General features: G+C 69.4%; 27 protein-coding genes and 1 tRNA gene. 18 read left to right on the forward strand and 10 right to left on the reverse strand.

Annotated elements, in window-relative coordinates; translation table 11 throughout:
- From MEICH_RS25180 to MEICH_RS0114605, 4 genes are all read right to left on the reverse strand, one after another.
- On the reverse strand, window positions 1–381 hold a 381-nt coding region (locus MEICH_RS25180), incomplete at its 3' end, for a type II toxin-antitoxin system HicB family antitoxin (RefSeq protein ID WP_036218577.1).
- Window positions 382–422: 41 nt separating this feature from the next.
- On the reverse strand, window positions 423–962 hold the full coding sequence (locus MEICH_RS0114595) for an N-acetyltransferase (protein ID WP_027893263.1): 540 nt from the start codon (window positions 960–962) through the stop codon (window positions 423–425).
- Window positions 963–995: 33 nt separating this feature from the next.
- On the reverse strand, window positions 996–2,393 hold the full coding sequence (gene argH / locus MEICH_RS0114600; RefSeq protein ID WP_027893264.1) for an argininosuccinate lyase: 1,398 nt from the start codon (window positions 2,391–2,393) through the stop codon (window positions 996–998).
- Window positions 2,394–2,411: 18 nt separating this feature from the next.
- Window positions 2,412–3,605 carry an argininosuccinate synthase gene (locus MEICH_RS0114605; protein ID WP_027893265.1) on the reverse strand — a complete coding sequence of 398 codons (1,194 nt, stop codon included), beginning with the start codon at window positions 3,603–3,605 and terminating at the stop codon, window positions 2,412–2,414.
- Between the two features lie 257 nt (window positions 3,606–3,862).
- On the opposite strand from MEICH_RS0114605, the gene MEICH_RS0114610 reads away from it, so the two are divergent.
- Entirely contained in the window at window positions 3,863–4,447 is a 585-nt protein-coding gene (locus MEICH_RS0114610) for a glycerol-3-phosphate acyltransferase (protein WP_027893266.1), read from the forward strand.
- 34 nt (window positions 4,448–4,481) lie between these two features.
- Here MEICH_RS0114610 and MEICH_RS27260 read toward each other — a convergent pair whose 3' ends face one another.
- Genes MEICH_RS27260 through MEICH_RS0114625 form a run of 3 tightly spaced genes read right to left on the reverse strand, consistent with a single transcriptional unit; the run spans window position 4,482 to window position 7,475 of the window.
- Complete coding sequence (locus MEICH_RS27260; protein ID WP_084542314.1) at window positions 4,482–5,531, reverse strand: GGDEF domain-containing protein; 1,050 nt, start codon at window positions 5,529–5,531, stop codon at window positions 4,482–4,484.
- Window positions 5,521–6,774, reverse strand: coding sequence for a histidinol dehydrogenase (gene hisD, locus MEICH_RS0114620; protein ID WP_027893267.1), 1,254 nt, complete (start codon window positions 6,772–6,774; stop codon window positions 5,521–5,523). Before hisD ends, MEICH_RS27260 begins: the two co-directional genes overlap by 11 nt.
- Before the next feature lie 32 nt (window positions 6,775–6,806).
- Window positions 6,807–7,475, reverse strand: coding sequence for a hypothetical protein (locus tag MEICH_RS0114625; protein WP_027893268.1), 669 nt, complete (start codon window positions 7,473–7,475; stop codon window positions 6,807–6,809).
- A gap of 302 nt (window positions 7,476–7,777) precedes the next feature.
- On the opposite strand from MEICH_RS0114625, the gene lepA reads away from it, so the two are divergent.
- From lepA to MEICH_RS0114705, 16 genes are all read left to right on the forward strand, one after another.
- Window positions 7,778–9,592, forward strand: coding sequence for a translation elongation factor 4 (gene lepA, locus MEICH_RS0114630; RefSeq protein WP_027893269.1), 1,815 nt, complete (start codon window positions 7,778–7,780; stop codon window positions 9,590–9,592).
- A gap of 6 nt (window positions 9,593–9,598) precedes the next feature.
- Window positions 9,599–10,582, forward strand: a complete 984-nt coding sequence (locus tag MEICH_RS0114635) for a sensor histidine kinase (protein ID WP_027893270.1) — start codon at window positions 9,599–9,601, stop codon at window positions 10,580–10,582.
- Window positions 10,583–10,660: 78 nt separating this feature from the next.
- Window positions 10,661–11,239 carry a response regulator gene (locus MEICH_RS0114640; RefSeq protein ID WP_027893271.1) on the forward strand — a complete coding sequence of 193 codons (579 nt, stop codon included), beginning with the start codon at window positions 10,661–10,663 and terminating at the stop codon, window positions 11,237–11,239.
- Window positions 11,240–11,309: 70 nt separating this feature from the next.
- A complete protein-coding gene (locus MEICH_RS0114645; protein WP_245587654.1) occupies window positions 11,310–13,475 on the forward strand; it encodes a pilus assembly PilX family protein in 2,166 nt (721 codons plus the stop codon).
- Entirely contained in the window at window positions 13,472–13,915 is a 444-nt protein-coding gene (locus tag MEICH_RS27265) for a type II secretion system protein (RefSeq protein ID WP_027893273.1), read from the forward strand. The genes MEICH_RS0114645 and MEICH_RS27265 overlap by 4 nt, the downstream gene beginning before the upstream one ends.
- The gene (locus MEICH_RS27270; RefSeq protein ID WP_051304178.1) at window positions 13,905–14,342 is read left to right on the forward strand and encodes a type IV pilus modification PilV family protein; all 438 of its coding nucleotides are present in this window, start codon (window positions 13,905–13,907) and stop codon (window positions 14,340–14,342) included. The genes MEICH_RS27265 and MEICH_RS27270 overlap by 11 nt, the downstream gene beginning before the upstream one ends.
- 8 nt (window positions 14,343–14,350) lie before the next feature.
- Window positions 14,351–15,208, forward strand: a complete 858-nt coding sequence (locus tag MEICH_RS0114660) for a hypothetical protein (protein ID WP_027893274.1) — start codon at window positions 14,351–14,353, stop codon at window positions 15,206–15,208.
- A 25-nt stretch (window positions 15,209–15,233) separates the two neighbouring features.
- On the forward strand, window positions 15,234–15,563 hold the full coding sequence (locus MEICH_RS0114665; protein WP_027893275.1) for a cyclic-di-AMP receptor: 330 nt from the start codon (window positions 15,234–15,236) through the stop codon (window positions 15,561–15,563).
- Window positions 15,564–15,568: 5 nt separating this feature from the next.
- Window positions 15,569–16,465 (forward strand): DsbA family protein, encoded by an 897-nt coding sequence (locus tag MEICH_RS0114670; RefSeq protein WP_027893276.1) that lies wholly within the window; start codon window positions 15,569–15,571, stop codon window positions 16,463–16,465.
- Window positions 16,466–16,542: 77 nt separating this feature from the next.
- Window positions 16,543–16,618: transfer RNA gene (locus tag MEICH_RS0114675), tRNA-Lys, on the forward strand.
- 407 nt (window positions 16,619–17,025) lie between these two features.
- Window positions 17,026–18,387, forward strand: a complete 1,362-nt coding sequence (locus MEICH_RS25200) for an HD-GYP domain-containing protein (RefSeq protein ID WP_245587655.1) — start codon at window positions 17,026–17,028, stop codon at window positions 18,385–18,387.
- A 4-nt stretch (window positions 18,388–18,391) separates the two neighbouring features.
- The gene (locus MEICH_RS0114685; RefSeq protein ID WP_027893277.1) at window positions 18,392–19,462 is read left to right on the forward strand and encodes an ATP-binding protein; all 1,071 of its coding nucleotides are present in this window, start codon (window positions 18,392–18,394) and stop codon (window positions 19,460–19,462) included.
- The gene (locus MEICH_RS0114690; protein WP_036218578.1) at window positions 19,462–19,899 is read left to right on the forward strand and encodes an MOSC domain-containing protein; all 438 of its coding nucleotides are present in this window, start codon (window positions 19,462–19,464) and stop codon (window positions 19,897–19,899) included. The genes MEICH_RS0114685 and MEICH_RS0114690 overlap by 1 nt, the downstream gene beginning before the upstream one ends.
- The gene (locus tag MEICH_RS0114695) at window positions 19,896–20,168 is read left to right on the forward strand and encodes a hypothetical protein (RefSeq protein WP_027893279.1); all 273 of its coding nucleotides are present in this window, start codon (window positions 19,896–19,898) and stop codon (window positions 20,166–20,168) included. The genes MEICH_RS0114690 and MEICH_RS0114695 overlap by 4 nt, the downstream gene beginning before the upstream one ends.
- Window positions 20,169–20,206: 38 nt before the next feature.
- Window positions 20,207–20,647: a SufE family protein gene (locus MEICH_RS0114700; RefSeq protein ID WP_027893280.1), complete on the forward strand. Its 441-nt coding sequence runs from the start codon at window positions 20,207–20,209 to the stop codon at window positions 20,645–20,647.
- Window positions 20,644–20,823 (forward strand): hypothetical protein, encoded by a 180-nt coding sequence (locus MEICH_RS0114705; protein ID WP_027893281.1) that lies wholly within the window; start codon window positions 20,644–20,646, stop codon window positions 20,821–20,823. Before MEICH_RS0114700 ends, MEICH_RS0114705 begins: the two co-directional genes overlap by 4 nt.
- 173 nt (window positions 20,824–20,996) lie before the next feature.
- Here the strand turns inward: MEICH_RS0114705 and MEICH_RS0114710 are convergent, their stop codons facing one another.
- Both MEICH_RS0114710 and MEICH_RS0114715 read right to left on the reverse strand, forming a co-directional pair.
- Window positions 20,997–23,078 (reverse strand): ABC-F family ATP-binding cassette domain-containing protein, encoded by a 2,082-nt coding sequence (locus MEICH_RS0114710; RefSeq protein WP_027893282.1) that lies wholly within the window; start codon window positions 23,076–23,078, stop codon window positions 20,997–20,999.
- 3 nt (window positions 23,079–23,081) lie between these two features.
- A complete protein-coding gene (locus MEICH_RS0114715; protein ID WP_027893283.1) occupies window positions 23,082–23,579 on the reverse strand; it encodes a 2'-5' RNA ligase family protein in 498 nt (165 codons plus the stop codon).
- Window positions 23,580–23,652: 73 nt separating this feature from the next.
- Between MEICH_RS0114715 and MEICH_RS30190 the strand changes: the two genes are divergently transcribed.
- Window positions 23,653–25,257: an HD-GYP domain-containing protein gene (locus tag MEICH_RS30190; protein ID WP_245587656.1), complete on the forward strand. Its 1,605-nt coding sequence runs from the start codon at window positions 23,653–23,655 to the stop codon at window positions 25,255–25,257.
- Here the strand turns inward: MEICH_RS30190 and MEICH_RS25215 are convergent.
- On the reverse strand, window positions 25,181–25,892 hold a 712-nt coding region (locus tag MEICH_RS25215), incomplete at its 5' end, for a PucR family transcriptional regulator (protein ID WP_036218579.1). The genes MEICH_RS30190 and MEICH_RS25215 overlap by 77 nt on opposite strands.

The following is a 25,892-nucleotide window of genomic DNA, read 5'->3' on the forward strand; positions in this document are numbered from 1 at the left end:
GGCCTGGGGCGGCGGGGCCTCGGGCCGCCCGCCGCCCCCTCCCCCGCCCCGGCGCAGGGTGCGCAGCTCCTGGAGGATGGTGCGGGTGTTCTGCAGGATGGCCTGCTCGACGGGGTTGGTGCTGGGGTGGGTGTTGAGGGCGAGCTCCTGCAGGGTAGTCCCGGCCCCGCCGAGCTCGGGGAGCATCTGGTGCGAGAGCAGGGCCCGGGCGAGCCAGGTCTCGAGCTCGTTGCGCAGGCGCTCGCGGCACTCCTCGAAGGTGCGGCCCCGCACCAGCAGGCCCGGGATTTCCGGCACGGCCCCTTCGATGAAGCCCCCTTCCCCGGGCTGGTAGCTGGCGGACTTGAGGGCGGCGGCTAGGTAGTCGGTGAGAAGACCCATGGCTGAAGTTTACCCGGCCCCGCGGCGGTGAACAGCCGGGGCTACTTCCGGAAGGCGTTGTCGGGGTCGAGCACCTTGGTCACCCCGATCTCGCGGCAGTTGTCGTAGAAGGGGCACTGGCTGCACTCCTGGTAGACCTTGGGCGGCAGGTTCTCGCGGGTGGTGACGTGGTAGCCCAGCCCGGTGAAGAACTTGACCTGCAGCGTCCAGGCGAAGATCTGCGGGATGCCCAGGTCCTTGGCCTCGCGCTCGGCGGCCAGGGCCAGCCAGCGGCCCAGCCCCTGCCCCTGGCGCTCGGGGTGGACCGCCAGGCCGCGCACCTCGGCGATGTCGTGCCAGAGGACGTGCAGCGCGCCGCTGCCGACGATGTGGCCGTCCTCGTCCTCGAGCACGAAGAAGTCGCGCAGGTTCTCGTAGAGGTGGTTGTGGCTGCGCACGAGCATCAGGCCGCGCTCGGCCCAGTACTTGATGAGGGTGTAGATCTGCTCGACGTCCTTCATCTTGGCCTTGCGCAGCTCGACGTTGGCGTCCCAGCGCACGTCCGGCAGCCGCGTGGTTCCGACTTCGATCAGGGTGCTCATGCTTGCCTCCAGGGTGGGCGCTCCCGGCGCCCTTTAAAGACCGACCTCTCGCTTGGCGACCTCGACGGCTTCCTTGACCCGCTCCGGCGCGGTGGCGCCGTAGGAGCGTCGTCGGTGGATGGCGGTCTCGAGCCGGGTGAGCCCCAGGGCCTCGGCGCTGAAGAGGGGGTGGAAGGATTGGAGCTCGGCGAGCTCGAGGTCGCGCAGCTCCTTGCCCGCCTCGGCGCAGTAGCGCACGACGCGCCCGACCACGTGGTGGGCCTCGCGGAAGGGCAGGCCCTGCTGCGCCAGGTAGTCGGCGAGCTCGGTCGCCAGGGAGAAGCCCGACTCGGCGGCCTTGGCCATGGGCTCGGGCTTCCACGCCAGCCCCGGCAGCATCGCCGCCATCAGCTTGAGCGAGGCGCGGTAGGTGTCGCAGGCGTCGAAGAGGGGCTCCTTGTCCTCCTGCAGGTCCTTGTTGTAGGCCAGCGGCAGGCCCTTGACCACCGTGGCCAGGGTGACGAAGCTGCCCAGCACCCTCCCGGACTTGCCCCTAATCAGCTCGGCGATGTCGGCGTTCTTCTTCTGCGGCATGATGGAGGAGCCGGTGCTGAAGGCGTCGGGGAGCACCGCGAAGCCGAACTCGAAGGAGGTGTAAAGCACCAGCTCCTCGGCCAGGCGCGAGAGGGTGAGCTGCCCGATGGCCAAGGCCGCGAGGGCCTCGAGGGCGAAGTCCCTCGAGCCCACCGCATCCATCGAGTTGCGCATGGGCCGCGCGAAGCCCAGCGCCTCGGCGGTGGCGTGGCGGTCAATCGGAAAACCCGTACCCGCCAGGGCCGCGGCTCCGAGGGGCGATTCATTGAGGCGGTTCAGGGCATCCTCGATCCGGCCCGCGTCCCGGGACACCATCTCGTAGTAGGCCAGGAACCAGTGCGACAACAGCACCGGCATGGCCCGCTGGAGGTGGGTGTAGCCGGGGAGGATGAGGGGGGGCTCGAGGTAGCGCTCGGCCTGCTGCACCAGCACCCGGCGCAGGGCCTGGAGCTCGCCCAGTATCGCCCCGAGCTCCCCGCGCAACCACAGGCGCAGGTCGGTGGCGACCTGGTCGTTGCGGCTGCGGGCGGTGTGCAGCTTGCCGCCCACCGGGCCCACGAGCTCGGTCAGGCGGGTCTCGACGTTCATGTGCACGTCCTCGAGCTCCTCCCGCCAGACGAAGGTGCCCTCCACGATCTCCTGGCGCACCTGCAGCAGCCCCTGCTTCAGGGTCTCGGCCTCCTGCGCGCTGATGATGCCCTGCTTCGCCAGCATCGCCGCGTGGGCCAGCGAGCCCTCGACGTCGACGAGGGCCAGCCGCCGGTCGAAGGTCCAGGAGGCGTTGAACTGCTGGGCGAGCTCGTTGGGGGCCTCGGCGAAGCGCCCGCCCCAGGTGCGTTGGGGGGTGTCCCGGCTCATGCGCTGCTGTCCCACGCCCTAGTCCTTCGGCTGGGCCTTGGCCCGCACCCGCAGCCGCAGGGCGTTGAGCTTGATGAAGCCCTCGGCGTCGGCCTGGTCGTAGCCGCCCTTCTCGTCGAAGGAGACCAGGCTCTTGTCGTAGAGGCTCAGCGGCGAGCGGCGCCCGGCGAGGATGATGTTGCCCTTGTAGAGCTTGAAGCGCACGGTGCCGGTGACGGTGCGGGAGACGTGGTCGAAGTACGCCTGCAGCGCCTCGCGCTCGGGGGCGAACCAGAAGCCGTTGTAGACGAGCTCGGAGTACTTGATGGCGAGCTGGTCGCGCTGGTGCAGCACCTCGCGGTCGAGGGTGATGCTCTCCACCGCACGGCGGGCGTGGTAGAGCAGGGTGCCGCCGGGGGTCTCGTAGATGCCGCGCGACTTCATGCCCACGAAGCGGTTCTCCACCAGGTCCACCCGGCCGATGCCGTGCCGCCCGCCGATCGCGTTGAGCTTGGTCAGCAGGGCGGCCGGGCTCAGGCGCTCGCCGTTGACCGCCACCGCGTCGCCGCCTTCGAACTGGATCTCGACCAGCTCCGGCTCGTTGGGCGCGTCCCAGGGGTCTTTGGTGAGGCGGAACATGCCCGCCGGGGGCTCGGCCCAGGGGTCCTCGAGCACGCCCCCCTCGTAGGAGATGTGCAGCAGGTTGGCGTCCATGGAGTAGGGCTTCTCCAGGGTCACGGGGACCGGGATGCCGTGCATGGCTGCATACTCAATCATCTGGGGCCGGCCCACGAAGTCCCACTCGCGCCAGGGGGCGATCACCCGGATGGAGGGCTCGAGGGAGTAGGCCGTGAGCTCGAAGCGCACCTGGTCGTTGCCCTTGCCGGTCGCGCCGTGGGCGATGGCCTCGGCCCCCTCCTCCTTGGCGATGCGCACGAGGTGCTTGGCGATGAGGGGCCGGGCGATGGAGGTGCCCATGAGGTAGTAGCCCTCGTACAGCGCCCCCGAGCGGAACATGGGGAAGACGAAGTCGCGCACGAACTCCTCGCGCAGGTCGAGGGCGTAGGCCTTGCTCGCGCCGGTCTTTAGTGCCTTGAGGCGCGCCTCCTCGACCTCCTCCCCCTGCCCGATGTCGGCGGTGAAGCAGATGACTTCCGCGCTGTAGTGCTCGATGAGCCACTTCAGGATGATGCTGGTGTCCAGACCGCCGGAGTAGGCCAAAACGATTTTCATGCTCATCTTCTCCATTCGCTCGAGGCGCTGCATAGTTCGGGCGGGGACGCGCCCCGCCCGAATAACGGCAAGTTGACGTCCCTAGCTCAAGCTCGCGGTCGTCGCACTCGCCTTTCCATCTGCATAACTATACGAACGCACGGGGACCAGGTCAATACACTTTTGTACTCCGACAAGCCCCTTCCCCTCAAAATTGCAGGCCGCCCGCCACGCCCTCCCGGCCAGGCCCCCTTCCTGCTAGCCTAGGGTGGGACTTTATGGACTACCTCAACGCGCTGTTGGCCGGTTACTTCTTTGGCAGCCTCCCCTTCGCCTACTGGTTCGGCGCTTTGCAGGGCAAGAACCTGCTGGGCGAGGGCTCGGGCAACGTGGGCTCGCTCAACGCGATGCGGGTGCTGGGGGTGGTGCCCGGGCTGATGGTGCTGGTGCTCGACGTCGCCAAGGGCCTGATGGCCGTGGCCATCGGGGAGTTTTTGGGGAAGAGCCTCGAGGCCGGGCTCCTGGCGGGCGCCGCCGCGGTGTGGGGCCACTGCTACTCGGCCTGGCTGCTGGGGCGCGGGGGCAAGGGGCTGGCCCCCGCTGCCGGGGTCCTGCTGGCCGTCCACCCCCTTATGCTCGGGTTCAGCGTGGCGCTGATCGGGCTGGCCTACCTGCTCGCGCGCAACCTTTACCGCGCCGTCGCGCTGGTCGCGCTGTGCCTGCCGCTGGTCGCCGCCGGGGTGGGCCAGGCCCCGTCCTACTTGTGGTTCGGCTTCGGCGTGGGCATCCCCGTCGCCCTGCGCCACCTGCCCGAGTGGAACCGGACGCGCCTGCCCGACCCCAAGGCCAAGCTCAGGAAGTGAAGCCGGCCCGGCGGGCCGCCGGAAGACCTTCCGGCTAGCCCACCACCATGTTGCGCCCGCCGTGCTTGGCCTGGTACAGGCTGGTGTCGGCGCGCTCGAGCAGCTCCTCGAGGCTCTCCCCCGGCTCGTAAACCGCCACGCCGAAGCTGGCCGTGACGGCGTACTGGCCGTCGATCGGGCGCTCCGAGACGTGCTGGCGCAGGCGCTCGGCCAGGAGCTTGGCCTGGGCGAGGGAGCCCTCCCCGCTCACCACGGCGAACTCCTCGCCGCCCCAGCGGCCTACAAGGTCGCCCTCGCGCAGGGTCCGGCGCAGCCGCTGGCCCACGTGCCGCAGGATCGCGTCGCCGGCGGCGTGGCCGTAGCGGTCGTTGAAGCCCTTGAAGTGATCCACGTCGATCATCAGCACCGTGAAGGGCCGGCCCTGGGCGACGCGCTCCCGTAGCCGCTCCTCCAGGGCCCGGCGGTTGGGCAGGTCGGTCAGGGGGTCGGTGCGGGCCTCGGCGAAGAGCTCTACGCCCCGGCGGCGCTCGTCGCTGAGGGCAGCCTTGTACTGCGCCAGCAGGTACAGCAGCAGGATGAGGGTGAGGGTACGTACCCCGAAGCGCCCCGCCTCGATCAGCTCGTCGGCCGCGCCGCCCCGCGCGACGGAGGGCAGGAGGATGGCGAGGTTGATGGCGAAGGCCGCCGCGTTGACCGTGAGGCTCAGCCACAGCGCCTTGGGCGCGCTGAAGGCCAGGAAGGCGAAGAGGTAGGCGAACAGCAGGGCCCAGTACCCCGCCTGGACCTCGACCCACGCCTGCTGGCGGTCCTGGGCGAAGAGCATCAGAAAGCCGATCTTGCCCAGGAAGAAGCCGGAGATGGCGAAGAACAGCCCCCCCTCGAGCCGCTCGATGAGGTGGCTGCGCGTCCAGGCCAGCCACCCGATGCCGAGGGTGGCGGCGATGAGCACCGGGTAGCCGTAGAGGATGAAGGGGCTCTGCCCGGCCTTGAAGGCCCAGGTGATGAGCATCGTCACCGTGCCCAGCAGCACGCCGAAGACGTAGAATTTTCGTTTTAGCGAGCGCGAGAGGGTTTCAGCTTTCATGACGGGCGCGCAGGTCGAGGGCCCGGGCGTGGCCCTCCAGCCCTTCTTCCCTCGCCAGCCTAGCACCCAACCGCGCCAAGCGCGCGGCAGTTTGACCCGACAGCCCCACCACCGGGATCACCTTCAAAAAGTCGCGCAGCGCCAGCCCTCCGCCGTAGCGGGCGGTGCCCCCGGTGGGCATCACGTGGCTGGGCCCGGCGATGTAGTCGCCCAGCGCCTCGCAGGAGTGCTCGCCCAGGAAGATCCCCCCGGCGTTGCGCACCTGGCCCAGGTGCTCCAGCGGCTCCCGCACCGACAGGCACAGGTGCTCCGGGGCGTAAAGGTTGGCCCACTCGAGGGCCTGCTCCAGGCTCTCGACGCGCACCAAACCGCTGCGGGCGAGGGCCTGGCGGGCGATGTCGGCGCGGGGCAGGCTGGAGAGCTGGTGCTCGAGCTCGGCCGCCACGGCCTCGAGCAATTCCCCGTCGGGCGAGAGCAGCCAGGCCTCGGAGTCGGGGCCGTGCTCGGCCTGGGCCAGCAGGTCGGCGGCCAGAAGGCGGGGGTCGGCGGAGGCGTCGGCCACGATGAGGGTCTCGGTGGGCCCGGGCAGGGCCTCCATCCCCACCGAGCCGTAGACCTCGCGCTTGGCCAGCACCACGTAGCGGTTGCCGGGCCCCACCACCTTATCCACGCGGGGCACCCGCTCGGTGCCGTAGGCCATCGCGGCGATGGCCTGGGCGCCGCCCATGGCGAAGAGCCGGTCGGCCCCGGCCACCCAGGCCGCCGCCAGGATGGCCGGGTGCACCCGGGGCGGGCTGGCGAGCACGATCTCCCCCACCCCTGCCACCTTGGCGGGCACGGCGGCCATCAGCACCGAGGAGATCAGGGGGGCACTGCCCCCGGGGACGTAGACGCCCACGCGGTCCAGCGGGCGCACCAGTTGGCCCAGCACCCCCTCGGGCGTGGCCTCGAGGAAGCCCCCCTGCGGCTCCTTGCGGTAGAAAGCCTCGACGCGCTCCTTGGCGGTCTCGAGCGCGTCGCGCAGGCCGGCCTCGAGGCCCTCGTAGGCCTCGCGCCACTCCCGCTTGGGGATCTCCTGCACGCGGGCCCCGTCGAGCTGCTCGCTCCAGCGGTCGAGGGCCGCGTCGCCCTCGAGCTCGACGCTCCTCAGGATGGTACGTACGGTCTCCAGCGCGTCGCCGTACTCGACGGTCATGCGGCGGTTGGCGAAACGGTCACGGACTTGCTCGGCGGTTCGGATCATGGCGTCGGGTTGAAGGGGCTGAGCGCTGAGGCTCACTCGAAGCGGCGGCGCCGGCGGCGGCGGTTGCGGTTACGCCCCGGCGAGCCTTCCTTTTCCTTGGGCTTGGGCTGCACGGCCTCCACGGCCAGCAGCTCGGCCTCGAAGACGTGGTCGCCCACCTTCTGGGTCAGGCGCACCGGGTAGCCCTCGAGGTCGAAGTACAGCAGCGAGAGGCCCGGGCGCAGCCGGTAGACCCGCACCGGCGTCTCGCCCCAGGCGAGGGTGAGGGTCTGGTCGGGCAGGCGCTCGGCGTAGGCCCGCCCGCCCACCAGCCCGAACTGGGCCACGCCGCCCACCTCGAGCTCCAGCCTCGAGACCGCCACCACCAGCGAGAGGGGGTCGTGGAGGTCGCAGACGTAGGGGATGGCGAAGTCGTCCTTGCCCTGGCTCACCACCACCAGCCCGTCCTCGCGGGAAAAGTCCACCTCCATCACCCCTCCCCCGTTGCCCTCCACCCGCTCGACGTAGCGGCGGGGAAAGCCCCTGGGGTCGAGGTCGCTCTCCCATCGGTGCCTGGTGCGGGGCGATGGCAGGTCCACCTGGGCCTCGAGCACTAGCTTCGACCCCCGCCCCATGGGCTCGAGGGTCAGCCGCTGCTCCCCCGCAGGCTGCCCGGCATAGCGCAGCGCGAAACGCAGCGATTGCGGCGTCGCCAGATTCATGGACCAATCATAAGGCAGGCGGGGAGGGGTAAGCGGCGAGCTGCCAGCTATCAGCGGTCAGCCATCAGCAATCAGCGGAAGGCTCGTGGTTACCCCACCCCGGCCCTCCCCGCGCGCGGGGAGGGTTTATCCCCCCAGCCCCCCTTGCTAAGGGGGGTGAAGAAGGGGCGTCTTGCGTCTGGCGTTTTGCGTCTGGCGTTTTGCGTCTTGCGTTTGGCGTTCGGCGTACGGCGTACGACGTACAGACCCCTTTGTGCCCCCCCGGCGAACCGCCCGCCGAAGCATCGGATAAGATACGGTTTGTGCAGGAACGCATTCGCAACTTCTCCATCATCGCGCACGTGGACCACGGCAAGTCCACCCTGGCCGACCGCATCCTCCAGATGACCAAGGCGGTGTCGGACCGGGAAATGCGCGAGCAGTTCCTCGACTCGCTCGAGCTCGAGCGCGAGCGCGGCATCACCATCAAGGCCAGCGCGGTGCGCTTGTTCTACGAGGCCAAGGACGGCCAGACCTACACCTTCAACCTCATCGACACCCCCGGGCACGTGGACTTCGGCTACGAGGTGAGCCGGGCGCTGGCGGCGGTGGAGGGCGTGCTGCTGGTCGTGGACGCCTCCCAGGGCGTGGAGGCCCAGACCATCGCCAACTTCTACCTCGCCCTCGAGCACGACCACACCATCATCCCGGTGGTCAACAAGATCGACCTGCCCTCCGCCCGGCCCGAGGAGGTCGCGCTGGAGATCGAGGAGGTGCTGGGCCTGCCCGCCGACGAGGTGGTCTTCGCCTCCGGCAAGACCGGGCTGGGTGTGGAGGACATCCTCGAGGCCATCGTCGAGCGTGTCCCGCCGCCCAAAGGCCGGCCGGCCGACCCCGCCAAGGCCCTGATCTTCGACTCCATCTTCGACGCCTACCAGGGCGTCATCCCCTACGTGCGGGTCTTCGAGGGGAGCATCCGGCCCGGCGACCGCATCCGCATCTGGTCGAACAGCAAGGAGTTCCAGGTGGACCGGGTGGGGGTCTTCCGGCCCGGCAGCCTCGAGCCCACCGGCGGCTTGGGCCCCGGCGAGGTCGGCTGGCTCACCGCCAACATCCGCGAGATCGGCGACACCCAGGTGGGCGACACCATCACCCTCGCCACCAACCCCACCGACGCGGCCTACCCCGGCTTCAAGCCCGCCAAGCCCGTGGTCTTCGCCGGCATCTACCCCACCGACACCCAGGACTACAACCGCCTGCGCGACGCGCTCGAGAAGCTCAAGCTCAACGACGCGGCCCTCAACTTCGAGCCCGAGACCTCGGAGGCGCTGGGCTTCGGCTTCCGCTGCGGCTTCTTAGGCCTGCTGCACGCCGAGATCGTGCAGGAGCGGCTCGAGCGCGAGTTCGACCTCGACCTCATCGCCACCGCCCCCAGCGTGATCTACCGGGTCATGCGCTCCGACGGCACGGTCGAGGAGGTCCACAACCCCTCGATGATGCCCGACCCCGGCACCATCGAGGTCATGGAGGAGCCCTACGTCAAGCTCACGGTCTACACGCCCGAGGAGTACGTGGGCCCCATCATGCAGCTCTTGCAGGAGAAGCGCGGCCGCATGGCCCAGATGAACTACCTGGGCGGGGCCGGGGGCAGCAAGCGCGTCGAGCTGCGCTACGAGGTGCCCTTCGGCGAGATCCTCTACGACTTCCACGACCGCCTCAAGAGCCTCTCGAGGGGCTACGCCTCCATGGACTACGAGCAGGCGGGCTACCAGGAGGGCGACCTGGTCAAGGTCACGGTGCTGGTCAACGACGAGCCCGTCGACGCCCTGGCCTTCATCGCCCACCGCGACAAGGCCTACTCCATCGCCCGCGGCATGGTGGACAAGCTCGCCGAGGTGATCCCCCGCCAGCAGTTCGCGGTGCCCGTGCAGGCGGCCATCGGGGGCAAGATCATCGCCCGCGCCACGGTCAAGGCGCTGCGCAAGGACGTGCTCGCCAAGTGCTACGGCGGCGACGTCAGCCGCAAGAAGAAGCTGTTGGAGAAGCAGAAGGAGGGCAAGAAGCGGCTGAAGTCCATCGGCAAGGTGGACGTGCCGCAGGAGGCCTTCCTGGCCGTGCTCTCGGCCGGACGCGAGTAATCCCCGATGCGCCAACGGCTGTTCTGGATCATCGCCGCGCTGGTCTTCGTGCCCAACTGCGTCTTCATCCTGGGGATGTGGCTGCTCGACCCGCAGAGCAGCTTCCTCTCCACGGGGGCCCGGGTGGGTTGGCTGCTGGTGCTGGTGCTCGTCGCGGTGCTGGTGGGCTCGCTGCTCACCTCGACCCTGCTGCGCCCGCTCACCGAGCTCACCCGCGCCGTCGCCTACATGCGCGGCACCCAGCGCACCCTGGCCGACCTCAGCCTCCCCCGCCCCAGCGAGCCGCCGCCCCTCGAGATCGCCGAGCTGCGCTCGGGCATCGAGGAGCTTCTGGTGCACATCAAGGAGCTGCTCGAGGCCCGCGAGGCCCTTTACGCCACCTTAGCCCACGACCTCAAGACCCCCCTGCTGGCCGGGATGCGCGCGCTGGAGTACCTCGAGCGCGCCGACGCCATCGGGGCCGAGCAGCGCAAGCAATTGCTGCACGAGCTGTGGCTCGAGCTCTCCGGCTCCTACCAGCTCGTGGAGAACCTGCTCACCGCCAGCCGCATGGAGAACCAGCGCCCCCAGCCCGAGCCCGTGCTGCTGCTGTCGGTGCTGGAGAACATGCGCCTGCGCTTCCAGCGGCGGGCCGCCGAGAAGGGCGTGACGCTGGAGGTCGGCGGCTTCGGCCAGGCCCGCGCCGACAAGTACCTGCTCGAGCGCGCCCTCTCCAACCTCATCGAGAACGCCCTTCGCTTCGCCCGCACCCGCGTCGTGCTGCGCTGCGGCGAGGGCTGGGTCGAGGTCGAGGACGACGGCCCCGGCCTGCAGGAGCCGCTCGAGCAGCTCTCCCAGCCCTTCCGCAGCCAGCGCCTGCGCGGCATCCGCGCCGGCAGCGCGGGCCTGGGGCTGTTCATCGTGCGCCGGGTGGCCGAGCTGCACGGCGGGAGCCTACGCGACGCGCCCGGAACCCTCGGCGGGGCCTGCCTGCGGGTCAAGCTCGGCTGAGCCCCGGCCACCCGTCACGCTGCGCCAACCCTGGAAGCCCTCGTGCCTGGGAGGGGTTAAAAGTGTTACGGTAGTAGCGTGCGCCTGATCATCGCCGACGACCACCCGCTCTTCCGGATGGGCCTGCGGGCGGCGCTCGAGCTGCAGGGCTACGAGGTCGTGGCCGAAGCCAGCGACGGCCTCAAAGCCGTGCACGACGTGCAAGAACTCGAGCCCGACGCCGTCTTGCTCGACATCCGCATGCCTGAACTCGACGGCCTCAGCACGGCGCGCCGCTTGCGCGAAGGAGGTTACGGCGGGCTCATCGTCATGCTCACCACCTTCGGAGAGCCCGCGCTCGTTTACCAAGCCGCCCAAGCCGGCGCCGATGCCTACTGGTCGAAGGAGATGCCCCCCGAGGAGCTGGGCCAGCGCCTGGGCCGCCTCGCGCAGGGCCTCGAGCCCAAGCTCCAACTCCCCGACCTCCCCACCCTCAGCCCGCGGGAGAAGGAGGTCCTGACCCAGCTCGCCAAGGGCCAGTCCACCAAGGAGATCGCCCGCGACCTCAGGCTCTCGCCCGAGACGGTCAAGGACCACCTCGAGCGGCTGTACACCAAGCTCGACGCGCGCAACCGCGTGGAGGCGCTCGAGCGGGCCAGGGGTCTGGGCCTCCTGTGAACACCCCCGTGAAGGGGTTGGTTTTAATGCGATCCTCCGTTACTTTTGTTACAACATTAAGGAGATGTTCATGATGCGACAGTCCTCGGGCATCGCCCTGGTGTCAGCGCTAATCTTCATGGTGATCGTCGTTATTCTTCTCAGTATTGCCACGACAAGTGCCATCAACAACCAGCGCAACGCTGGGGACATGCTGCGCACCTCACAAGCCCAGTTCGCCGCGGAGGCAGGGCTCGAGGACGCCCTGGTCAAGGTCTGGCACGAGATCCGCTGGAGCGAGGATTGGGTTAACGCTTCCAAAGACAACCTGAACCTCACGACTTACAGCACCCTGCTGAACAAGATCGGGCTCGAGGTTGGAAAGCAAATCTCCGGGGGCAAGAGCCTGCCCGACGGCTCACGCTATGACTTCTCGGTCCGGCGGGAGGACAACGTCTTAGAAGCCGACGGCAAGATCAAGGCGATAGTCCTCCAGGCGGAGTCGAGGGGGACGCTTCCCGACGGCAAAACCGTGCGGCAGATCCGCCAGCGCTGGGAGATCAAGCGCGACTTCTTCCCCTTCGACTTCGCGCTCCTGACCAACAAGGCCGAGTGCGTTTTCTGCCACGTAGACATCAAGAGCATGGACGCCTTCAAAGGCACCCCCAGCGCCTCCAACCCGTGGAAGCGCACCAAGGTAGGCGTGCTCGAGGACCTGATCATGCGGGACGACGAGGAAGCCGGGATCGTCCACGGCTCCATCCTGACCCGCGGGACGGTAAGGCGTCAGAAAGACGGGGCCACCGGGGTATCAGACCGGCTCTTCACCTCGCTCACCCCGGGCGACAACAGGATCACTGCCGACAACCAACTACGCCCCACCATAGCCGACTGCTCCATCGCCAGTAACTGTTCTATCGTGCAGAACTTCTACCGGAACTACCCCGACAGCACCCCTGCCGCCCTAGCCCCGTTCGGCGGCAAGTTCCCCGATGGCCCCTTGCCGGACGCCTTCCCCCTCCCCGTTCGCGACGTCGACGCCAACCGGGCGATAAGCGACCAGGAGTGGAACGACGAGGTGAACAGCAGCATCAGCGGCAACAGCGACGTCTACCCCAACGGGAGCATCACGGCTGCCATGCAGGAGAACCCCACCGGGACCCTGGCCTGGGATCCTGGGGAAACCCCCACCACCCGGGATTCGGAGCAGTTGGGCCTGAGCCCGACCAACCTGATCATCGACGGAGCCCAGACCCCTATCGACATCAAAGGGACCATTTTCGTCAACGGGGACGTCATCATCCGCGGTAAGGTGCAGGGCAATGGAACGATCGTCGCCCGCGGGAACATCTATATTTTGGGGGATGTTACCTACTTCTGCGGGAATGACCCGTGCGACTACAAGAACCCCTCGAGTCTCCCCAGCCTCAGCCTCGTCGCTGTCGGGAACATCCTCGTGGGCGACTATTTGTCGGTGAATACCGGACAAAACACGTCCAACAGCAAGGAACCCATCGATCTGAGCATTAAGGATCAGTACATCCAGGGCTCGTTCAGTTTCTGCCGCCGTACCGATTTGACGGACGAGGAACGGAAGCTGTGCGGGCGGAACACCGCGGCGAGGGACCAGCCCGACAGCTACGAGTATCGCCCCAACTTCGCCCTGACCGAGATCGCCAACTTCAACAGGAGCGAGCTCTACCGCTTCCTGACCGGGAAGGTGGCAACCCCGCGCTTTTACCGGTACAGCGGGGACACGATCTACTACGCCCAGTGCAAGCACAACCCTGACCCGTACGATCAGTACCGCACCATCCAGGCGGGTAACATCGTGGACGTGTGTGAAGGGGATAAGGATGTCGGCGACATCTACTTGACCCCGGAGGACGTTACGACCATCCTCAGCAAAATGGCGGTGTACGAGCTCAACCCTTCAGCCTGGCAGTCGCCGAACCTGAAAAACTTGTGGATCGACAGCGGTCAGGGCGGGCTGATCGGCCGGGAAGGCGCGCTGCGCCTGGACGGGCTGATGTACTCAGCCAACGCCATCTTCGCCGTGGCCCCCTCCGACAATAACGGCTCATACACCCAGGGCAAGTGGGACTTGCGCGGCGGTTTGGTCGCTGCGGATACCGGGGTGTTCACCCAGCAGGGCCTGACCATCTACCACGACAGTCGCCTACGGCCGCGCATCGTTCAGGAGCAGGTTTTGCAGGTTATCCGGGGAGAGTGGCAAGTGGTCAAGAGGACTCAATGAAGCGTAGAGCCGGCCTTACCCTGATCGAAATCCTGGTTGTTTTAGGAGTTCTCGCGATCTTTCTCACCCTAGGCATTAGCAGCTACATTTCATACCGCCAGAATTTGTTGACGCGTGACGCCGCGAACCAGTTGGCGGGCCACCTGCTCGACGCCCGCAACAAGGCCCGCCGCACCTCCACGAGCTACGAGCTCCGCTTCACCAAGGGGGAAAACAGCTACTTGGTGGGGCCTGTTGGGGATCTGAAGGCTTACACGTTACCCGGCAACAGTACCCTGAACTCCACCAGGACCGAGGATACGATAAGCATCGTGTACACAGCACCCTACTCGACCACCCCGGACGGCAATACCAGCATCGAGGTCAAGGGACCGGGCGGCAAGCGCCTGCTCGTCAACGTGGTGGGGTACATGGGGAAGGTGGTCGTGCGTGCGCCGTGACGGGCTGAGCCTGATCGAGGTGATGGTGGCTTTGGTGATCATCGCCATCACGGTGCTGCTGTTCGCCTACTTCGCCAGCAGTTTCCGCGGGACGAGCCAGGCCCAGATCGATACCCAGGCTCAGGTTTACGCACGGAGCTACTTCGACGCCCTGAGGGCCGAGTGGTCGACCCACAGCGGCTTCAACGCCGACCCGAGCACCTTCGCCTATCCGCGCTCCCCCGAGGGGCCGCCGCTCGTGCCCCCTCCCAAGGGGTTTGAGCTCGTCGAGTTCAACCCTGAAGCGAACGTCACGCGGGTTAGCGGCACCGACGCCTCCGGAAAAGCCTATTCGGTCGTCGTCATGCGGCAGGTGCTCATCAAGATCAGGAGCGCCCGGGGCAAGGAATATGAGTTTCGTACCCAGATCGCGGCACCGTCTTTCTAGGAGTTGCTATGCGAAACCGCGGTTTTAGCCTGCTCGAGCTGCTCCTGGCCTCGAGCATCACCATCCTCCTGCTGGGGCTGATCGTCGTAGGGCTGCGGAGCGGGAGCGACACGGCCCGCTACGTGCAGACTTCGCAAGTACTCCTGGAGGATTTGCGATCCGCCGGGAACGTCGTCAACGACTTCCTGGCAACAGCCCTATACATCTACCCGCCCGGTACGCGGATCCTGCTCAACGGCGGGGACAGCAGCGGGTACACGGTGCAGAACCCGAGAACCAACAACAGCACCTGGGAAGCCGGCACCGACCCTATCTTGAGCGCGATCATCCCGCCTGCCGCGGGCGAGACTTCCCTCAGGTTCGTCGCTTTTTATCCCGTCGCCCGCAGAACCGTGGCCACCACGGCGACCGGCGCGGCCAACCCGGGGCCTGATCCCGCCAATGACGACAAATGGACCCTGTTTATCTACATCCGAGCCCTCGAGGGCGTAACCGCGCTGGGCGATCCCCAGAAACTCACGGCCCCCGACTTCTCCACGACCGTCACCTCTGGAAGGATCCAGGTCACCTCGACAGATTCCAGCGGGGTTCTCCTGGCGGATTACCTCGCCAACGGGGGTTTTACCGTGGATTGGGCCAACGCGCGCTGTCAGGAGATCGACGAAGCCGGGATCGTCAGCGTGAAAAACTGCCAGGGATTGACCCTCACGAGCGACAACTGGATCAGCATCATCCGGGGTCAGTTCAACCTGCGGGGCGCCTACAGGACCGGCAACCGTGAGTATGCGGTCCCCGGAGGCGGCGAGGGGCTGAGCTTCCAATTCTCCCCCCGCAACCTCACCAAGATCAAGCCTGCTCAGGAGTGAGGGCGGGCTGATATACTCATAGCACGTGAAACTCCTCATCACCATCGTCCAAGACGCCGACGCCCCGGGACTCATCAAAGCGCTGGGCGAGATCGGCATCCAGAGCACCAAGCTCTCGAGCACCGGCGGCTTCCTGCGCGAAGGCAACACCACGCTGCTCATCGGCCTGGAGGAGCACCAGCTCGAGGCCGCCAAGGAGCTCATCCGCGAGAAGTGCCGCACCCGCACCCGCCTCATCACGCCCGGCGTCCCCTTAGCCGAGGCCCCGGACCCCTTTTTGGCCCAGCCGGTCGAGGTCAAGGTCGGGGGGGCCGTGGTGTTCGTGCTGACGGTCGACGAGTTCGTGAAGGTCTGAGCGGCATGCGCCTGGTTTTTCTGCTCGGCGCCCTCCTGCTGGGGCTGGCGCAGGCGCAAATCACGTACCCGGTCGAGCAGTTCGCCAAGGCCCTCGAGGTGCGGGCGGCGGGCTCGAGCTGGGCCTACGGCAGCGCCAGGGTACAGGTCCAGAGCCTGGGCAAGCGGCTGTACAAGGTCTCCTACCAGGGGCCCGCGGGCGACCCCGGCCGGGCCGGGGAGGTGCTGGCGGCCGCGCTGGGCAACCCGCAGATCCGCCAGGCGTTCGCCGACTACGTCAAGGCCAACGCGGGCAGCCTCAAGGGGCGGGGGCCTGTCAGTGTGAAGGTGGCCGACGGCTTCGACTTCCGCCTCGAGCTCGCCTCGAACCTGAGCTTCGCCTTGGCCCCCCTCGAGCGCCACGACTTCGGCCAAGACCGCTACCTCCTCGGCACCAAGGGGCCCGTCATCCGGGTCTTCTCCGACTTCGAGTGCCCTTTCTGCCGCCGCTTCGCCTTCGAGGTCATGCCGGAGCTGGTCCGGGCTTACGTCCGGAAGGGGCAGGCCCGCGTCAGCTACCGCCACTTCCCGCTGGTGGAGATCCACCCGCGGGCCACCCAGGCCGCCCAGGGCAGCGAGTGCGCCGCCCAGCAGGGCAAGTTCTTGCTGTACCACGACCTGCTGTTCGTGCGGGGCCTCGAGGTGCGCGAGCGGGCCGAGGAGCTCGGGCTCGACCTCCGGCGCTTCGAGCGCTGCCTGGCCGACCCCGCGACCCTGCAAGTCGTGGAGGAGGAGCGCCGCCAGGCCCTGCGCCTGGGCCTCCAGGGCACGCCGACCGTCTTCGTGGGTCCTTTTCAGCTACCCAACGCCTTCGACCTCGAGGCCTACGGGCGCTACCTGGAGATGGCCCGGGCCCTGCGCTGAAGCCCCGCTTGACAGAGCGCGCGGAGTTGGCTAGACTTGTGAACGCTGTCAGGCGCAGAACCTGACGCGAAAAACTCGCCTCCATAGCTCAATTGGTAGAGCTCCCGACTCTTAATCGGTAGGTTCCAGGTTCGAGCCCTGGTGGGGGCACCAGACGAAACCCCAGGACTGAGTTCCTGGGGTCTTTCTTTGCAGCAGGCGCGGCTCCTCGCCCCACCCTGCGACTATTCCTAACGAAGGCCAAAACCCGCGACCGGCCCCGTGGCCTGGTTCGCCGGAGGAAACGGTGTCCGGGGCGCTGGAGGGCCGGGGGAAGGACGATAAGTGAGGATTGTCCAAGTTGCCCGAGCCGACCCCGAGCTTTCGCAGGCTTCGTGACCCGCCGTGAGAAATGTCCCTGACGCTCCAAAGCCCGGTATGAAGCCGGTTCATGGCCGATGTGCAAATCACCCGAACGGCCCCAATTTCGCGTGATACCATTAGCGCGTCTCGTGGGAAGGCTGATTCATTCCATACTTAACCGCTTATCGCTCATCCCCCAGGCCCACAGGTGGGCCTCGTTGTTGGGGCTGGTGATCTGGGGGTACGGCTCGAGGGAGCTGGGTGCGACCCAGACCCTGGGCCTATTCGGGTTCATCCCCCTCCTGCCCTGGGTGTGGCGCGACGGGCAGCGCAGCCTGGCGTGGCTGGTGCCGCTGTACCTGGGCTACATGGGCACCCTGTTCATCTTCCGGGACCGTGCGCTCGAGCCTGACTTCATGCCCCACGGCGTGCTCCCCAGCGTGCTGGCGCTGGTGCTGCTGGCCCTGTGGCGGCAGCGCGAACTGCGCCAGCAGGTGCAGATGCAGGAGACTCTGCGGCAGATGCAGGTGCTCGAGGAGGGCTCCATCGACATCAGCGCGGCCCCCGACACCGCCGAGCTCGTGGAGACCGGCGTGGAGGCGGTGGCCAAGCTCGAGGTGGCCCCCCACATCGCCTTCGTGCGCTTCCGCGAGGGCAAGCCGGTGGTCATCAGCGCGCGGGGCGACCTCAAGCGCTACCAGGGGCGCAAGCTGCCGCGCCAGCAACTGAGCATGCGGGCCACCCTCACCGACTCCTTCTCGCTGGGCAGCTACCTCGAGGGCGTGCCGGAGAGCACCAAGTGGTCGAGCGCGGCCGTGCCGGTCTCGGCCCGCCAGGGCCGCTCGCTGGGCGTGCTGATCCTGGCGCGCGACGGGGCCAGGCCCTTCCAATCCGACGAGAAGGCGCTCGCCACCTCGCTCGCGCGGGTGATGGGGGCGCAGCTCGGCCAGATGGAAGCGCTGCAACAGCTCGAGGCCGCCTACGACGGCACCCTGCTGGCGCTGGGGGTGGCGCTGGAGTACCGCGACCACGACACCCAGGGCCACACCCACCGGGTGGCAAACTGGGCCGACCGGCTGGCGGCGCAGATCGGCATCGACACCCGCGACCGCGAGTACCTGCGCTGGGGGGCCTACCTCCACGACATCGGCAAGCTGGGCGTGCCCGACCGCATCCTGCTCAAGGAGGACCAGCTCACCCCCGAGGAGTGGCAGCTCATGCGCATGCACGTGCACATCGGCTACGAGATGCTGTGCAAGGTGCCCTTCCTGCCGCGCGAGACCCTCGAGGTCGTGCGCTACCACCACGAGGCCTGGGACGGGCAGGGCTACCTCGAGGGCCTCAAGGGCGAGGGCATCCCCCTGCTGGCGCGCATCTTCGCGGTGGTCGATACCTTCGACGCGCTGAGCCACCCCCGCCCTTACAAGGAGGCCTGGTCCCGCGAGCGCATCCTCGACGAGCTCGAGTACCAGCGCGGGCGCAAGCTCGACCCCACGCTGGTGGACACCTTCTTAGACCTCGACCCCCTGAGCGAGCTCCCCGCCGAGGTCAGCGACCGCGAGGCCCCGCCGGTACAATAGCTGCGTGTCCACGCTCTTCCCCCCGCTCCCCGAGCCGCCCCGCCGGGCACTGCTCGAGGCCGACCTCCCCGAGGGCGAGCCCTGGGGCTGGCGGCTGGCCGCGCTGCTGCTGGAGGCCGAGGATCTGGCCCGCAAGCTGCTGACCCAGGGGCTGAGCCCGGGCCTGGCGCAGGTGATCGAGGACGAGCTGCTGGCCCTGCGCCAGCGGCTGCACGTGCTGCGCACCTCCGACCGGCTGGCGAGCTTCGGGCTGCGCCCTCCGCTCCCGGCCGAGGTCGCGGCGCTGGAGGTGCTCGAGCAGGGCGACGCCCAGAGCCTGCTGCACCTCTACCGCCAGCACGGCTACGGCGCCTTCGCCCGCCACAGCGCCTACCTCTTCGGGGGGCGGCTCGAGGCCGTGCCCAACCCCGACCCGGTGAGCTTCGCGGCCCTGGTGGGCTTCGAGCGGCAGATCGCGGCGCTGCGCACCAACGTCGAGCGTTTCCTGGAGGGGCAGCCCGCCCTGTCCACGCTGTTGTACGGGGCGCGCGGCTGCGGGAAGTCCACGGCGGTGAAGGCCCTGCGCACCGCCTACGCGGCGCGGGGGCTGCGGCTGGTGGAGGTGCTGTACCCGGGGCTGGACCAGCTACCGGCGCTGCTCGAGGTCCTGCGCCCCCTCCCCCACAAATTCCTGCTCTACCTCGACGACCTGGCCTTCAGCGCCGAGGACCCCGGCTTCCACCAGCTCAAGGCCCTGCTGGAGGGCGCGGTGTACCAGCGCCCGGCCAACGTGCTCGTCGTCGCCACGTCCAACCGCCGCAACCTCATCAACGAGTCCTGGGCCGACCGCCCCGACCCCGACTCCACCGACCCCGCCGCCTGGGACACCCTGCAGAACAAGCTGGCGCTGGCCGACCGCTTCGGCCTGGTGCTCACCTTCCCCCCCTTCGACCAGCAGGGCTTCCTGCGCACGGTGAGCTACCTGCTCGAGCGCGACCTCGACGACGCGACCCGGCAGGCCGCGTTGCGCTTCGCCCAGGAGGGGCGGGGCTTCTCCGGCCGCACGGCGCGGCAGTTCGCCGACTGGCACCGCTGATGGGCCGGGTGCTCTCGCTGCACGCGGGCCCCGAGCGCGGCCTGCCCCGCCCGGCGCGGGAGTCGGTGTGCCTGGTCGAGGGCTTCGGGGTCGAGGGCGACCGCAAGGCGGGCAAGCGCCCCGACCGGCAGGTGCTGCTGCTGGGGCAGGCCACCTACGGCTTCCTGGCCTCGCAGGGCCTCGAGCTGCCCCATGGCTCGCTGGGCGAGAACGTCGTGCTCGACTTCGATCCCATGGGCCTCGAGCCCGGGACCCGGCTGCAGGTAGGGGAAGCGGTGCTCGTCGTCACCCTGCGCTGCAGCCCCTGCGCCCACCTCTACGCCGCCTGCCCCGCCCTCGAGGGGCTCGTCGGCGGGCGGAGGGGCATGCTGGCGCGGGTGGAGCGGGGAGGCAGTATACGTTCGGGCGACCCGGCCGGGCTTATCCTGGACGGATGAACGTCCCGCTCGAGGCCCAGGTCCAGACCTACCTGGAGATCTACGACCCCCTGGGGATGGCCGAGCTGACCCCGCCGGATACCCTCTACGGCCCGGTGGTCGCGGAGGTCGTCGCGATCATGGGCGAGAGCGCCAGCCCCGAGGAGCTCGCCGCGGGCGTGCACCGGGTGCTCTACCTTAGCTACGGCACCCAGGCGGGGCACGTGCGCAACTACCTGGGCCTTGCCCAGGACCTCTGGAGGCTCAAGCAGGCCCAGGGTGCGGGCTGACACCATGGGGCTGGGGGCCGGAAAGTAGAATCCAGGGCATGAGCCACGAGGAACGCCTGGCCCAGTTGCCGCCCAAGCTCCAGCAGGTGGTCAAGGCCCTGGGGTCGGCCCCCAAGGTCCTCAAGACCGAGATGCTGCTGGAGTTCGCCAAGAAGATGCCGCCCCTGCCCGAGGGCATGGAGGCCAAGCTCGAGCAGGTCCACGAGTGCACCACGCCCTTCTTCGTGCACGCCGAGCTCGAGGGCCCCGCCGTGCACCTCTTCTTCGACGCGCCCAAGGAGGCCCCCACCGTGCGGGCCTTCGCCGGGATGCTGGCGGAGGGGCTGGAGGGGGAGTCGCCCGAGACGGTGCTGAGCGTCCCCGAGGACTTCTACACCCTGGCCCGCCTCGAGGAGGTGGTGACGCCGTTGCGCCTGCGGGGCCTGCAGGCGGTGCTCGCCCGCATCAAGCGGCAGGTGCGCGAAGCCGTGAGCGCGTGAGGCCCGCCCCCGGCCCCTTCAAGGACTACCTGGGCGGGGAACACCCCTACGACGGGGTTTCGCCCGTCGAGCGGCGGGTGTGGGTGTACCCGCTGGTCCTGCGCGGGGGGCGGGTTCTGGTCGTGGAGCCCGCCTTCGCCCCCGGGCGCTGGGAGCTGCCCGGCGGCGGGAGGTGAGGGCGTGAGACGCTGATAGTCGGTAGCGGATAGCCCATAGCTGATAGTCGGGCGCGGGTCGTACGTCGTACGTCCTACGCCGTACGCCAGACGCCAAACGCAAGACGCTTTGGCCCTCGACCCTAGACCCTTGACGCTGGCGGGGAGGGGTTCCCCACGGGCTTTCCGCCTCCCTACACAGTCCCAGCCCTGGGCTTCCGTCTACGCTGCCTGTGCCTGCGCGGGGTGGGGGCGGAGGGGCGGGTGAAGGGGCGCTCGTAGGCGGAGCGTTCGTAGGTTTTGCCCTGGTGGGTGACGAGGCCGGCGTCCTCGAGTTCGAACAGGATCCGTAGGGCTCCCTGGAGGGTGCGGCGGGGGGCCTCGCCGGCCAGCAGGACGGCGCCGCCGGCGCGTTCGCCGGTGAGGGAGCCCTCGCGGCTCCAGAAGTGCCAGAGGTCGAGCTCCACGTCGGCGAATACGGGAACGCCGCCCTGCATCACGGCGTGGCGGTAGGGGTGGGGCTGGTAGAACTCGGCGGCGTAGCGCTGGTGGAGCTCGTCCTCGAGGGCTTGCAGGTCGGCGCGGAGGCGGGCCCGTTCGCGCTCACTGAGGCCAGGGTGGTCCAGGCGTTCGCGCAGGGCCAGGCGTTCGGCCTCGAGGTCGCGGTCTTGTGCCGGGGCTTCGGGCTCGTAGGGGAGTTCGCCGTAGGGGTTCTGCCGCAGGGCGGGCTTGCCCAGCATGGCGGCCTCGGCCTCGCGGTAGCTGGGGTACTCGACCAGGCGCCCCCCCTCGATGCCCCAGAAACGGGTGGCGACCTTCTGCACCAGGGCGCGGTCGTGGGAGACGAAGAGCAGGGTGCCGGGGTAGTCGATGAGGGCGCGCTCGAGCGCCTCGAGCAGCTCGAGCTCGAGGTGGTTGGTGGGCTCGTCGAGGACCAGCAGCCCGGCCCGCAGCCCCGAGAGCAGGGCCAACCCGGCGCGGGCCCGCTCCCCGCCCGAGAAGCGGCTGGGGGGGTCGAACCAGTGGGGCGGGCGGAAGCGCATGCGGCCGAGCATCACGGCGGCGCGGGCCTCGCCGAAGCGCTCGCGGAACTGCTCGAAGAGGCTCTTGTCGGGCTCGAGGCCGTGCAGGTGCTGGTCGAGGTAGGCGGTGCGCACCCCGGGCATGACCTCGCGCTCCCCGGCGTCGGGCCACTCGCGGCCCAGCAGCAGCCGCAGCAGCGTGGTCTTCCCCGCCCCGTTGGGGCCCAGCAGGGCGATGCGGTCGCCGCGGAAGACGCGCAGGTTGACGCCGTGCAGCACGGGCTGCTCGCCGTAGCGCTTCTCGAGGTCGCGCACCTCGGCCACCAGGCGGGGCGTGCCCTCGGCGGCGATCTCGAGGCTCCAGCGGCGCTCGGGGGGCAGGGGGTCGGGGGCCTCGATGCGCTCGGCGCGCTGCTCGAGCTGGGCCTTCTGGGCGCGGCGGCGGTCCTGGCCGGGGCGGCGGCGGTCGGGGAGGGCCTCGAGCAGGCGCGCGCGCTCCTTCTCGGCCTCCTTGCGGGCCTTCTCGACGGTGCGCTGGATGCGCTCCTTCTCCTGCAAGTAGGTCGCGTAGCCGCCCGCCACCCGGATGAGCTGGGCGGCCTCGAGGTGGTAGACGGTGCTGGCGACGCGGCCCACTAAGGCGCGGTCGTGGGAGATGAGGCCCAGCGCGCCGGGGTAGGCCAGCAGCAACTCTTCCAGGCGCAGGCGCATCCGCAGGTCGAGGTGGGTGGTGGGCTCGTCCAAAAGCAGCACCTCGGCGCCGGAGAGGAAGGCCATCGCCAGCCCCAGCCGCACGCCCTCCCCGCCCGAGAGCCCCGACACCTCGCGCTCCCACAGCTCCTGCCCCAGGCCGAAGTCGGCCAGGGTGCGGCCGATGCGGCCCTTCCAGAAGCTCAGCTCGCGCACCCGCTCCCAGGCGGCCGCGCTCTCCTCGGGGAGGACCCGCCCCAGCGCCTGCTCCGCCGCCCACAGCGGCGTGCTGCGGTAGGCCAGCTCCCACACGCTGCCCCCCTTGGGCCGGAAGTCCTGGGGGAGGTAGAAGACCCGGGTCCCCCCCAAGCGCTCCAGGCGGCCCCCGTCGAGGCTCTCCCGGCCGGCCAGGATGCGGAACAAGGTGGTCTTACCCGCGCCGTTGGGGCCGATGAGGACGGCCTTCTCGCCCCGGGACAGCCGGAAGCTGGCCCGGCTCAGGAGCTTGCGCTCGCCGAAGTGCTTCTCGGCCTCGAGCAGCCGCAGGTAGACCGGCGCCGCCATCGTTCAGCCCGCGAACGGGAAGCGCGCGACTTCGACCAAGTCGCCGTCGGTGTTGTCCTGCACCAGGGCGGCCTCGCGCAGCACGAAGGACTTGCGGCGCGGTGAGGGCAGGGTCCGGGCGAGTTCCTGCGCCGCCTCGGGGCTGAGCCCCAGCGCCAGGGTGAGGTGGGGGATGTAGCTAGGGCCTTCGATCTCCTTGAGGGGCGGGGCCAGGGGCTCGAGGGCGTGGTGCAGCTTGCGGAAGGGGGCGCCGCCGTAGGCCCGCAGGTACACCACCCCCTGGGGGAAGCTGGCCCAGCCCCCCAGGCGCAGCCGGAAGGGGGCGTGGCTGCGCAGGATGCCCTGTACCGCCTTCCTCAGCGACTCCTCGCCGTGCCCCCACTCGAAGGGCTGGCGCAGGTTGAGGTGCGGCGGGCCGAAGCCCTTGACCCGGTGCTGGCGCTGCAGCTCGAGCAAGAACTCCCCCAGCTCCTCGGGGGGCCAGACCAGGATCCCGTACACATGCGGCAGTATACAAGCTGGGCTAAAGTAACCAGGAATCTTCCCATCGGCAGGCTATTCTTGGGATTAAGGGATGACGACGGAGCAACGCCTTTTCGCCACCTTCCTGCGCCGGTCGGTCTGGGCCTACTTCTGGGGCTCGCTCGCGGTACTGTTCAACGCGCTCATCGTGCACGGGCTCTACTTCGCCTGGGAGCCCTGGGCCTGGCTGTACGCGGCCGGGCTGGGCGTGCTGGTGAGCCTGCCGATGGCCGCGGCCGACCTGTGGCTGGCCCGCCGCCAGCTCGCCCCCGCGCACCGGCTCTTCGCCGAGGGGGGCGGGGGGCTCGAGGCCGCCCGCGCCGCCTACCACGCCCTGAGCCTGTGGCCGCTGCTGTCGGCCGGGCGGGTGATGGGCCCGCACCTGCTGGCGATCCTGGCCGCCTTCTTCCCCCTGGTCTACCTGGCCCACCGCTACGGCGGCTTCCCCACCGGGCCCGGGGAGATGCTCTACCTGCTGCCCTGGTACCCCCTCAACGCGGCACTCCACGCCACCGTCGAGTACCTGGTGGGCGCGGCCGAGTCCCAGCGCCTGCTGGCCCACCTGCGGGCGCGCCACGGCGACGCGGTGGTGGCGTGGTCGCGGCTGCGGGTGCCTTTCCTGGTCAAGGTGCTCGGCGTCATGGTGGCGCTGGGCCTGCTGCCGCTGGGGCAGGTGGCCCTGCTGGCCTACTTCAAGCTCCAGGGCTACGGCACCGCCCCCGACCCCGCCGCCCTGCCCGCGCTCATCGCCTGGGGGCTGGCGTCGGGGCTGGCGCTGGTGCTGGCGGGCGGGGTGCTGCTGTCGCGGGAGGTGGCCCGGCCGGTGGGGGCGGTGCTCGAGGCCATGCGGCAGGTGCGGGCCGGGCAGGCCGGGGTGCGGGTGAGCGCCATCGCCTGGGACGAGCTCGGCGACCTCACCGAGGGCTTCAACGCGCTCTCGCAGGCCCTCGAGGTCGAGCGCCAGCGCAACCAGGACCTCTACCGCGACACCGTGCAGGCCCTCTCGGCCGCCATCGACGCCCGCGACCCCTACACCCGCGGCCACTCCCAGCGGGTGGGGGCCTACGCCCGCCTCATCGCCCGGAAACTGGGCTGGACCCCCCAGCAGGCCTACCAGCTCTACATCACCGGGCTGCTGCACGACATCGGCAAGATCGGGGTGCCCGAGCACGTGCTCAACAAGGCGGGCAAGCTCGACCCCGACGAGCGCGAGCTGGTCGAGGGCCACACCCTCATCGGCTACAACATCGCCCGCCAGGCCCGCGCCCTCGAGCCCCACCTCCCGGGCATCCGCCACCACCACGAGCGCATGGACGGCAAGGGCTACCCCGACGGGCTCAGCGGCGAGGCCATCGGGGCCGAGGCCCGCATCCTGGCCGTGGCCGACGTTTGGGACGCGCTCACCAGCCGCCGCCCCTACCGCCGGGCCCTCACCCCGCAGGAGGCCTACCGGCAGTTGCAGCTCGAGTCCCTCGACCCCCGCGCCGTGCGGGCGTTGTGGGAGCTGTGGCAGGAGGGGGCGCTCGAGGAGCTGCTCGAGGACGCCCGCCAGCACAACCCCGCCCTCGGCCTCGGCGGCCTCAGCGCTCCCCCTCCTCAGCCAGGCTCCGCGCCCGCAAGGCCAGATGAAGGCGCGCCAGGGTTTCGGGACTCTTGAGCGAGGCCCCCAGCCGCTCCTCGATCTTCTGCAGCCGGTAGCGCAGGGTGTTGGGGTGCACGTGCAGGGCCTCGGCGGTGGCGGCGAGGTCGCCGGAGTGCTCGAGGTAGCGCTCGAGGGTGCGCAGTTGCTTGGGCGGCACCGGCAGGAAGCGCTCGACGAGGGCCTTGAGGTCCTCGGGCGACTGCTGCAGCAGCACCCAGGCCACCGGGTCGAGCTGCCCGAAGCCCAGCGCCTCCCCCGCCCGCGCGGCCTTGAGCGCGATCAGGGCCTCGCGGTAGGCGGCCTGCACCTCGGAGGGGTCGTGGTGGACGGCCGAGTAGCCCAGCCGCACCCCCTCGGGCGCGGTGGAGAGCAGGCCCTGCACCTCGCGGGCCACGTCGTGCACCTGCCAGACCACCACCGCCCGCGCCCCGCGCCCCGAGAGCAGGTAGGGCACGCCCAGGCGCTCGAGGTAGGCCCCCGCCGCCTGCTTGAGCCGCGCCAGCGCCTCGCGCCGCCGGGTCTCGGCCAGGCGGTGCCGCCCGAGGGGGGCCGGGGCCTCGATCAGGGCCAGGGCCAGGGCCAGCCCCGGCTGTAGCCCGAAGGCCAGGGCCCGCTCCGGCTCGGCCTCGCCCAGCAGCAGCTCGTCGAGG

Origin of the sequence: Calidithermus chliarophilus DSM 9957 (assembly GCF_000430045.1) — a bacterium.
Lineage (GTDB): Bacteria > Deinococcota > Deinococci > Deinococcales > Thermaceae > Calidithermus > Calidithermus chliarophilus.